Here is a 1472-nt window from a genome sequence, read left to right as displayed (position 1 = left end):
ACCTCTTCCATCTCCTCAGGAGTCACACCTGAAAGAAGATCACAACCCTACTCCTGCTTGATTATCCGGGGTACCTAACAAAGCCCTACTAGGGCCTGTCTGACAAATGACCACCCGCCGAGGATGTGGTGCTCGGTCCAATTGCCTTGCCGTCCTGACGCTGGCCAGCGATTCTGTGCCGGTGCCAGGACAGGGGAAAAGAAGGCGGCGACAAGAGGCCGAGAGGCAGCGGCTTGCTGCTCGCACTGCACCGGACGTGGGGCGGTGGGAAGTGTTTTTTTGAGACTCGGGACAAGGCGGAGTTGCGCGCGCACCTGCGCCGTCTTCGGGAGGCACGAATCGACGGCTCGGTGATCCGGATCGACACGCTGTGCGGCCGCCTGGCGCTACCGACCACCTACCGGCTGAGCCGGTTCGTGGCGGACCCCGCGTGCGAGTCCGATCACGAGCACTCCGATCATTGATCTTGTGGCAGGTCGAGGTGAGTTGACGGATACGGCGTGGGAGCGGATAGAGCCGCTGCTGCCGCAGGTGGACGGGCGTGGCCGTCCGTGGCGTGATCACCGTCAGGTGGTCAACGGTGTTCTGTGGCGGCTGCGGACCGGGGCGCCCTGGCGCGATCTCCCCGAGCGGTACGGGCCGTGGCAGACCGTCTACGAGCGGTTCGCCCGCTGGGAGGCGGACGGGACGTGGGCGAACCTACTGGAGCACCTCCAAGTCCGTGATGACGCGGTGGGCCGGGTGGAATGGACCGTCTCGGTCGACTTCACCGTCAACCGGGCCCACCAGCACGCGGCCGGCGCCCGTGAAAAGGGGATGCACACGGGGACGAACTGGAAGATCCGGGCCGCTCGCAGGCGCGCCAGGCCCTCGGCCGGTCCCGAGGCGGGCTGACCACCAAAGTCCACCTCGCCGTCGACGGCCGGGGCCTGCCCATGTCGATCGTGCTCACGCCCGGCAACGTCAATGACGCCACCGCGTTCGGCCAGGTCCTCGATGGGATCTGCGTCCCGCGCGCCTCAAGGGGCCGCCCGCGCACGACACCCGAGCGCGTGCTGGGCGACAAGGCGTACTCCAGCAGGGCGATCCGCCGCTTGCTGCGGCGCCGGAGCATCGTCGCCACGATCCCCGAGCGCCGCGACCAGGCGGCCAACCGCCGACGACGCGGGACCCTCGGCGGCAGACCACCCACCTTCGACAAGGTCGTCTTCCGCGACCGCAACGTAGTCGAACGATGCTTTGCCCGTCTCAAGCAGTTCCGCGCGATCGCGACCCGGTTCGACAAGCTCGCCGACCGCTACCGTGCCGGAGTTGTCCTGGCTTCCTTGATTCTCTGGCTCCGCGAGCCCGCCAGGTGATCCTTTGTCAGACAGGCCCTAGCTTGACTCTGAAGCTTCTATAGATCGTCAAGCTGCAGGAGACGGCCCGGGTGCGCCGGTGAATGCGCTGGTGAGGTGGCGGTAGACCTCTCG

Annotated in this window: 1 protein-coding gene and 1 pseudogene; both read left to right on the top strand. The window is 66.9% G+C overall.

What is annotated here, in order from left to right; translation table 11 throughout:
- Positions 1–233 precede the first annotated feature (233 nt).
- Positions 234–464, top strand: coding sequence for a hypothetical protein (locus ABTZ94_RS37525; protein WP_351207943.1), 231 nt, complete (start codon positions 234–236; stop codon positions 462–464).
- A gap of 4 nt (positions 465–468) precedes the next feature.
- Positions 469–1380, top strand: a pseudogene (locus ABTZ94_RS37520) (IS5 family transposase).
- Positions 1381–1472: the final 92 nt, after the last annotated feature.

The sequence above is a fragment of the Streptomyces sp. NPDC002785 genome (assembly GCF_040295565.1).
GTDB lineage: Bacteria > Actinomycetota > Actinomycetes > Streptomycetales > Streptomycetaceae > Streptomyces.
The sequence above is the reverse complement of the archived record's forward strand: the minus strand, read 5'-3'. Positions and strand labels throughout refer to the sequence as shown.